Origin of the sequence: Williamsoniiplasma lucivorax ATCC 49196, assembly GCF_000518285.1 — a bacterium.
Taxonomy (GTDB): Bacteria; Bacillota_I; Bacilli_A; order Mycoplasmatales; family Mycoplasmataceae; genus Williamsoniiplasma; species Williamsoniiplasma lucivorax.
Genome location: NZ_JADH01000012.1, coordinates 40,294 through 49,125, shown reverse-complemented (window position 1 = coordinate 49,125; position 8,832 = coordinate 40,294). Strand labels below are relative to the sequence as shown.

6 protein-coding genes are annotated in these 8,832 nt (G+C 30.3%); 3 read left to right on the top strand and 3 right to left on the bottom strand.

Annotated elements, in window-relative coordinates:
* Nucleotides 1-142: 142 nt before the first annotated feature.
* From P695_RS0103645 to P695_RS0103635, 3 genes are read right to left on the bottom strand one after another with little or no spacing between them, the layout of a single operon-like run.
* The gene (locus tag P695_RS0103645) at nucleotides 143-2,266 is read right to left on the bottom strand and encodes a PTS transporter subunit EIIC (protein WP_028126897.1); all 2,124 of its coding nucleotides are present in this window, start codon (nucleotides 2,264-2,266) and stop codon (nucleotides 143-145) included.
* Nucleotides 2,267-2,268: 2 nt separating this feature from the next.
* On the bottom strand, nucleotides 2,269-3,717 hold the full coding sequence (locus tag P695_RS0103640) for a glycoside hydrolase family 1 protein (protein ID WP_028126896.1): 1,449 nt from the start codon (nucleotides 3,715-3,717) through the stop codon (nucleotides 2,269-2,271).
* A gap of 2 nt (nucleotides 3,718-3,719) precedes the next feature.
* Nucleotides 3,720-4,694, bottom strand: coding sequence for an ROK family protein (locus P695_RS0103635; protein WP_028126895.1), 975 nt, complete (start codon nucleotides 4,692-4,694; stop codon nucleotides 3,720-3,722).
* 216 nt (nucleotides 4,695-4,910) lie between these two features.
* Here P695_RS0103635 and P695_RS0103630 point away from each other — a divergent pair, with 216 nt between their 5' ends.
* Genes P695_RS0103630 through P695_RS0103620 form a run of 3 tightly spaced genes read left to right on the top strand, consistent with a single transcriptional unit; the run spans nucleotide 4,911 to nucleotide 8,781 of the window.
* Nucleotides 4,911-5,873 (top strand): glycosyltransferase family 2 protein, encoded by a 963-nt coding sequence (locus tag P695_RS0103630; protein ID WP_028126894.1) that lies wholly within the window; start codon nucleotides 4,911-4,913, stop codon nucleotides 5,871-5,873.
* Between the two features lie 18 nt (nucleotides 5,874-5,891).
* Nucleotides 5,892-6,617: an RDD family protein gene (locus P695_RS0103625; protein ID WP_028126893.1), complete on the top strand. Its 726-nt coding sequence runs from the start codon at nucleotides 5,892-5,894 to the stop codon at nucleotides 6,615-6,617.
* Nucleotides 6,610-8,781 (top strand): ATP-dependent helicase, encoded by a 2,172-nt coding sequence (locus P695_RS0103620; RefSeq protein ID WP_028126892.1) that lies wholly within the window; start codon nucleotides 6,610-6,612, stop codon nucleotides 8,779-8,781. Before P695_RS0103625 ends, P695_RS0103620 begins: the two co-directional genes overlap by 8 nt.
* The last annotated feature ends 51 nt before the right edge of the window (nucleotides 8,782-8,832 follow it).

The window sequence follows — 8,832 nt, the reverse complement described above, 5'->3', positions numbered from 1 at the left end:
TTACCATTGAAATACTCTTTAGCTATTTTTCTTTTAAATTCATCCGAATATATTTTTCTAATTTTCATTTTTCCTCCTTACGCAAAAGGACACCTCCTTTTTCAAGGTGGTGTCCTTAACATACTCTAATCTGATTGAATTTTTAATTTCTTCCCTCTTTTATTTTCATATTTTTCTTTTCTTCTTTGATCATTGTTGATAATTGAATTTCTTCAAGAAGTGGCTGCTCATGTTCAGCTTTATATACTTGATTAATAATATTGGTGTAATTATTTTTCAATTTTTCAAGTGATGCATGCATTTTTTGATCATCAAAAAGTCTATTAATTAATGTAATTGTTTGATTATTAATTGGTGTAATTTCTTGATGTTTCACAACTGCTTGTTGTTTGCATTCTGCAATTTTAGTATTCAACATTGCAATTTTTTCATTTAACTTATTAATTGCTTCTGGTTTTTGTTTCTCAGCTTCTTTTAGAGTTTCTAGTTTAATTTCAGCTTTGTCTAATTTGGCAATTAAATTATTAAGTTTAATATCATTTCTTAAATATTCTTGTTGATTTTTAATATGAGTTTTATCAGCTTGCAACATTGCAATTTCATTTAATTGAGTTTTTAATGTTTCTGGGTCATGATTAACATCTTTTGCCATTCCCACATATTTCAACATTGAATTAGTTACTTTTTTCATCTTCTGTTTAGTGTCGACCTTACCATCTCGTCCATACAAGAAGAAAGTAATTCCGAATGCGGCAGCTGCTGCAATTGCAAATGTTAATAATGTGTAAAGAATTTCTAGCACACCACCATTATTTGGTGATAATGTTCCAGTAATTGTATTCATTAATGCTAGAATTCCCATTCCCCCTTGGCTAAAGTAAGGAACTTCCATTAGCCCAAAGAATAGTCCTCCAGCAGCAGCTCCAATACATCCAAAGATTAAAGCTTTAATTCTTAATAAAGTTACCCCAAAAATCATTGGTTCAGTTACTCCGAACACACAAGGGATAGCAGCATCTAAGGCTGTTTTTTTCAAAAGACGATCTTTAGTTCTGAAAGCAATTCCCAGTCCTGCTCCCATTTGTCCAAAGGCAGCAATTTGGCTCCCCATTAACATTGGGATTGAAAGTTCCATTCCTAAAGTTGGATTCATAATTCATGGCGCCATCACTAACATGACTAAAGCAATATGTGCTCCAGTTATCACCATGAATTGTCAAGCAAAAGCATAGAACATAACACCTAATCCAAATGGGATATCTGCTAGTAAACTTACGGCTTTTCCTAAAATATTTTCAAAAATTCCGATAACTGGACCAAGTGCGACAAACACAAGCACAGTTGTAATAAATAAGGCAATTGCACCAGCAAATAAGTTGTTTAAGGCATTAGGAACAACTTTATCAACACCCATTTTTACATATTTAAATAAGAATGCTGAAGGGACTAAGACAAAAATACTTCCCATGATTGGTCCCATTTTAATTTGTAATCAGCCATCCAATTGACTAACTAAAGGAATGTTTCATCCTTGTACAAGCATTGATGGAGCACAGATCATTAATCCTAACACTGCTCCAAAAACCGGGTTTAATTTTAAGTATTTGAATCCATTGATTAAAATTAAGACCCCGACAAATTGCATGGCTCCTGTTCCACCAATATAGAACATAAGTCCAATAATGAATGTTACTTGACTACCACCTTTAGCAAATCAATCTGCTTGTTGTTGTAAAAAGTTATTGGCTGCAATGATATGCCCTTGATAATTCACAACACTCATTGGTTGAATTGCTGGAATAGCTTTGGTTAACACCAAAATAGCTTGGATTGAAATAATAATTCCTAATCCAATAACAGCCGGCACCATGGGTAGCATAAACCCTTTTAGACAATCAATAACTTTATTTAGTTTACTGATATCTTCAGCTGGTTGTTTGTTCTCGATTTTGAATTCTCCAACCTCATTTGTTGTTGCAGTTGGACTAGAAATGGTTTCTAGATATTTGTTGAAAGCATCAAATACTTTCGGAACTTCCATTCCGATAATAACTTGTAATTCATTACCAAGCCAATTGATCCCTTTCACAAGTCCTTGTTTCTTTTGAGCAATTAGTGCGGAATCATTGACTTTACTTTTATCAATGATTTTAAAACGTAATCTGGTTACACAATGATAAATTTCACCAAAGTTTTCCTTTCCACCAACTGCTTCATATGTTGTTTTTAAAAACTCGTCATATTTATTGTTGGTTTTTTTCGCCATAATTAAATTTCTCCGCTCTCTTTAAATTTTTTAAATCAAGTGAATGATTTTTTCTTGAAACGATCACCAGTTCCTTTGTGATAATCATCATAATCCACATAAACTAGTCCATAGCGTTTTGACATTTCATTAGTTCCAGCAGACACTAAATCGATAACTCCTCACATAGTGTATCCAAACACATTAACCCCATCATCAAGTGCATCTTGGATAGCGACAAAGTGTTCTTTCATATAATCGATTCTGTAATCATCTTCGACAGTTTTTTGATCATTTAATTTTTCATCATGACCAACACCATTTTCAGCAATGAATAATGGTAAGTGGTAACGGTCTCATAAATCGTTTAAAGTAAAACGCAATCCTTGACCATCAATTTGTCATCCTCATTCATTAGCTTTTAAGAATGGGTTTTTCCCCATGCCCATTAAGTTACCATTTGCTTTTTCAATTTCAGCTTTGGAAACTGTTCCAGTCATGTAGTAACTAAATGATAAGAAGTCAACAGGGTTATTTTTTAAAATTGCCATTTCTTGATCATTTGTATCAATTTTGACATTTAATTTTTCAAATAATTTTAACATGTAAGTTGGGTATTCCCCTTTTGCCACCATGTCAAAAAAGAAATAACGCGCAATTTGTTGTTGTTTTTGTCATTCAATCACATTGACTGGATTACAGTCGATTGGGTATGAAGTCATGTTAGCCACCATACATCCAAAGTTTTTCTTTCCTAACATTTCGTGTCCTAAAGCAACAACTTTTGCTTGGGCAATAAATTGGTTATGTAATGTTTGGAAACGTAATTGGTCATAACTTACCCCTGGATGATCTTCTGGGAAGGTTGCACTCATCATTGGTGCAAATGATGAAATATTGATTTCATTAAATGGTAATCAATAATCAACAACATCACCAAATTCTGTAAATAAAGTTTTTGCATATTTAACAAACATGTCAATGACTTGTTTGTTCATTCATCCACCATATTTTTTTCCAATTGGGTATGGTGTATCAAAGTGATGCATTGTTGTCATCACTTTGATGCCTTTTGATTTACAATAGTTAAACAAGTTATGATAAAACTCTAAACCTTTCGCATTTGGTTGGTCTTCATCTCCATTGGGGAAAATTCTTCCTCATGAAATTGACATACGATAAATATCCATTCCAGCTTCAACAAGTAAATCGATATCTTCTTTATAACGATTATAGTGATTTGAACCAAAACGTTTTGGATAATGTAATCCTGCTTTATTTTCAATTGATTTTTCAATATTTGCTCTTGTGAAAGAAGCTAAATTCATCGGCATTGATGCACGATCTTCTAGTGGTGTATAAGGGATCATTTCTGCAACATTTAATGATTTACCATCTTTGTTGTATTCTCCCTCAAATTGATTGGCAGCAGTTGCTCCCCCTCATAAGAAATCTTTTTTTGTAAACTTCATATTTATTCCTCGATATATTCTTTTTCTATAATTGCTAGCATTCCATAACAAGCAGCATCATTTGTCAGCTTGCAAGATTCTAGATAAATTTTTGGTAAAACAGTGTAATCTATTTTTTCCACCTCTTTTTTCAAGGCATCCATAAATATTTTGTTGGCACTAACTCCACCCCCGATTAAAAATTTTTCAGGGTCAAACATATTTAGGTTGATTAAAAAGTTGGTTAATGATTTCACTCAATTATCAAATAACTGGATAGCTAATGGATCATTTTTTTCAACTAGTTCAAAAAATTTAAATCCATCAATGAATTCGCTTGTTTTACTCATCATTTTATATGCCATACAAACCATCACTGTACTTAAAGTTGAGACGGCCAAATTGGAAATGTATGATGTATGTTTATTGATATTTGCAAGAGTTTTTGAAAATTCTCCGGCTTGCAAGTGTGAACCTTTATAAACTTTTTTGTTAATAATGATTCCACCACCCAACGCTGTTCCAACTGTTAAAATAATGGCATTGGTAAGTTTGTTATCTTGTCCATAAACCATTTCTCCAATTGCAGCCGCCTTTCCATCGTTTTCAATGACGATTTCATCAACTAATTTTTGGTTTTTGAAAAAACCTAAAATATCGACATCAACTTCGCAAATTGCTGATTCAGTTAAAACTTTATATTTTTTGTTATCAACAACTCCAGGAATGGAAATTCCGATTTTGACTTTTTCATTTAGTTTTTCAACATAGTTATTGATATTTTCTAAACATTTTATGAGCGGTATGCTTTTGATTAAGTCAGAATCAATTTTAAAATCTGGCAATTCTTGTTTAAGTTTATCCATATCAGAAGAAGCAAAACTGTATTTTTTTGTTCCAATATGGTCAAGCTTATCTCTTGAAACTATTTCATTTTTTTCATTGAATGTGATTACTTTGATAGAAGAACCACCAATGTCAAAACATATTTTTTTCATATTTTTATCTTTCTATATTATTTATTTTATAAGAGCAACAAAGTAAATTACTTTCTAATTTGCGTTCCACTTTCCAAAATTTCTTAAATTTGTAAGAAATTTTGGAATTTTTTCTAATCCAAAAACCCAAAAATTAGTGAGTAAAAAATAATTTTTCAGAGGAAAAAATTAGAAAGTGATAAAATAAAAGATATTAAATAGATTTACGAGGTCACTATGCTAATTAGTTTTATTATTGCTTCACAAGGGAAAGAAGAAAGAATTTTCAAAACTATCAATTCTTTAAAAAAGCAAACAAACAATGATTTTGAAATTTTGTTGATTAATGATGATCCGAACATTGAAAAAGAATCATTATATTTTATTAGAGAACAGTTTGAACAAAATGAAAATGTGACACTTGTTTTAAATAATAAATCACAAGGGTCATCTTCTGATTGAAACACAGCTTTACAATTAGCAAAAGGTGAATATTTTGCCATCATTAAAGAGGGTGATGTTTTAGAACCAATTTTTGTGGAAACTATTCACAATGTTGTGGCAAAAGAATCAAAAAAATTGGACATTATTCAATTTAAACAAGAACTTTTAGGCATTGCTCAAGGTTACAATAATAATGATTTGTTAGAATCTGATCGTGTGTATGATTTGACAAACGAAAAAGAAGTTTATGCTTATATCAATCAAGAGTTATATGGAAAAGTGTTTCGCTTACAATTCTTAAAAGATTTCCGATTAAATTTTAGAAGTTGAAATCGTTTTGATACTTTATTTATTTATCAAGCACTAGGGCATGCGAGAACTTTTTACCAAATTTCTGAAAAGCTAAATACTCATCGTCGAAATGTTTTGAAATACTCTGCCTTTGATTTAGTGAACCAATGACCACATATTTTAAATTATTATCGTCGCATTGGTGCTTATAAAGAATTAAAGGATGAATTAAATTATGCAAATATTTATGGTTTAACTTTTCACTTCTTAAAAATGGTTGCCAAGTTTGATAATAAACAATTGTACAAAAAAGCATTGAAATATGTCAAAACAAAAATGGAAGGTAAATTAATCCCGTTCACCACTGAAAATAAAATCTTTTTAGACCAAAAGAATGAAGAATTTACTAACTACATTTTAGAATTTAATACATTCATTAATAATGAAATTAAAAAAAATAAATAGTGAGGAGTGGTTGGATAGATGAAAAGTCAGCACAATAAATTTACAAAAGATAATACATATGCTGAAAAGCAATATGAAATCGCTAACATCTATCGTGTGTTTTTTGCCAGACTTTTTGATTTATTTTTATTAGCCATTCCTTTTATTGTAGTTAATGCTGTTTGTAAACCAAAACAAGGTGAATGAATCCCATTAATCATTATTGTCAGCTCATCATTTGTTTTTACCGTGATTTACTTCATCATCATTCCTTATTTTTTAAAAGGTAACACGTTGGGTAAATTATTGTTGCAAATTCGCTTGAAACAAAAGGGAAAAAGAAAACCCGATTTGCTACCGCTGTTTTTAAGAGAAAGTTACTTTCTTTTAATTCCTTGACTTGTTGCTTTAATATTTCAAATTATCACTGTTTTGCTTTTGCAAAACAGTGATAAAAATTCTCAATATACAATTTGGATACTGCTTTTGTTAAGAAATGTCGGATTCATCTTTTATGGATTGTGATTGTTCTTTGTCGGGATTAGTATTAAATTACAAAAAACTCAACAAGCGAGTATTGATCTTAAATTTCATATTTATGTTGTTTACAAAGAAGAATTTAAAGGTTGAGTTAAACCAAATAAAGATAAGGTGATGACCAACCAAGACACCCACGTTTCATTAAAAGCACAACCAGGAAATTTAAGCAAAGAGCAAATTGAAGAAATTCAAAACATAGAACACAAAGGAGAGACCAATGAATAGTTTATTAGATAGTTTAAATGAACAACAATTACTAGCTGTTAAAACTACAGATAATCCTTTAAGAATTATTGCTGGAGCAGGTTCTGGGAAAACCCGAGTTATCACAACAAAAATAGCATATTTGATTAATGTCAAAAATATCTTTCCTCGTAAAATTTTGGCGATGACTTTTACCAATAAAGCAGCTAAAGAGATGAAAGAAAGAATTAAAAAAATGTTGGATAATGATAATGTTAATCCTTTCATTTCAACATTTCATGCTTTTTGTGCTCGTGTTTTAAGAGAAGAATGTCAAGCAATTGGGCTTGATAGTAAATTTTTAATTTTGGATGGTAATGACCAAAGATCAATCATTAAGAAAATAATTAAAGAGATGAAATTGAATGATGATGGTTCATTAAATAAATTTGATCGTAAAGCTTTATCAAAAATTAGTTTTTGAAAAAATGAATTAACCGAACCAGACGAAGCTTTAAGTAATTATGAAAATATTGAAGAAAAAGCTTTTGCTAAAATTTATGAAAAATATCAAGAACATTTATTAAAACACAACTCAGTGGATTTTGATGATTTGCAAATTCTGGTTTATAAAATTTTTCGTGATCACCCAGATGTTTTACAAAAATGAAGAGACCGCTTTGATTATGTCATGGTCGATGAGTTTCAAGATACTAATGAAATTCAATTTGATTTAATTAAATTTTTAACCAACGGGAAAAATAACCTAACAGTTGTTGGTGATCCTGACCAAACTATTTATTCATGACGTGGAGCGAAAATCCAAATCATTATGGATTTTCACAAAACTTATGCTAATGCTGTGACTGTTGTTTTAAACGAAAATTACCGTTCAACCAAACAAATTTTAAATTTAGCCAATGATTTCATTGAACATAATAAACAACGTGAAAAGAAAACTATTTTTACGAATAATGCTGGAGGAGAAAAAGCAAAATTAAAAGAATTTGCTTCAAGATATGGTGAGGCTAAATTTGTGGCTAATGAAATTAATCGTTTAGTGACTGAACAAAATTATCGTTTTGGAGATGTTTTTATTCTTTACCGGATTAATGCTTGATCACAAGAATTTGAAAAAACTTTGGACAATGCCAAAATCCCTTATCAACTAATTGGGAGCATCAAATTCAGAGAACGTAAAGTCATTAAAGATTCAATTGCCTTATTAAAATCAGTAGCAATTCGTGATGATTTATCATTGGAAAGAGCACTTAAATTAACTCCCAAAGTTGGTGGAGTCACTATTGAAAAAATTTTTAATTTAGCATCTGAAAAACAACTCCCACTTTTTGATTTAATTATTGATGAAGAAAATAGTATCAAACAAGTTACTAAAAATTTAGATAAGTTAAGAAACACATTTATCCATGCTAAAACAATGTTTGAAGCTAATGAATCAGTTGTCAAGATTTTAAAATATTTAATCATTGAATCAGGTTATGAAACTATTGTCAAAACCTTAGATGATAAAGATCGCAATGAATGAAAAAATATTGAAGCCTTATTTGACCAATTAGAAAACTTTGAAAAAAGTTTTAATCCTGAACTTTATGGTGAAGAAAATATGACTCTGGCTTTCTTACAAGAAGAAAGCTTAGCAAGTAATGAAGATGATGAAACAGAATCTAATCGCGTTTCCTTATTAACAATTCATTCAGCAAAAGGTTTAGAAAACAAAGTCGTTTTTGTAGTTGGTTTAAATCGTGATATTTTTCCATCAAAAAACTCAATGCTGACAATTTCTGAATTTGAAGAAGAACGCAGAGCATTGTATGTTGCTTTAACAAGAGCAAAAGAAGTTTTATATATTAGTTACATTAAAGGTGAGTATTCTCACTTATCAAGCGGAACATTAATTGAATCTAAATTTGTAAAAGAGTTAAATTCTGATCTTTATTCATATGAATCAAATCTTTTTGTCCGCCATGATGGTTCTGTTTTTGGTCAAAACAGAACCAAATTATCCCAACCACTTGAAGAAGTGGTTGAATCAAAGATTAAAGAAAATGATTTAGTGACTCACATCATGTTTGGTGATGGAGTGGTGATTAAAAAATTAGGTAAACAATTACAAATTGCTTTTAATGATCCAAAATATGGTGTGATGGTGATTGCGGCCAACAACCCTGTTTTATCAAAAAAATAAATGTGTATAACATCTTTTACTAATGATACATACAATGTATAATAAGATTGT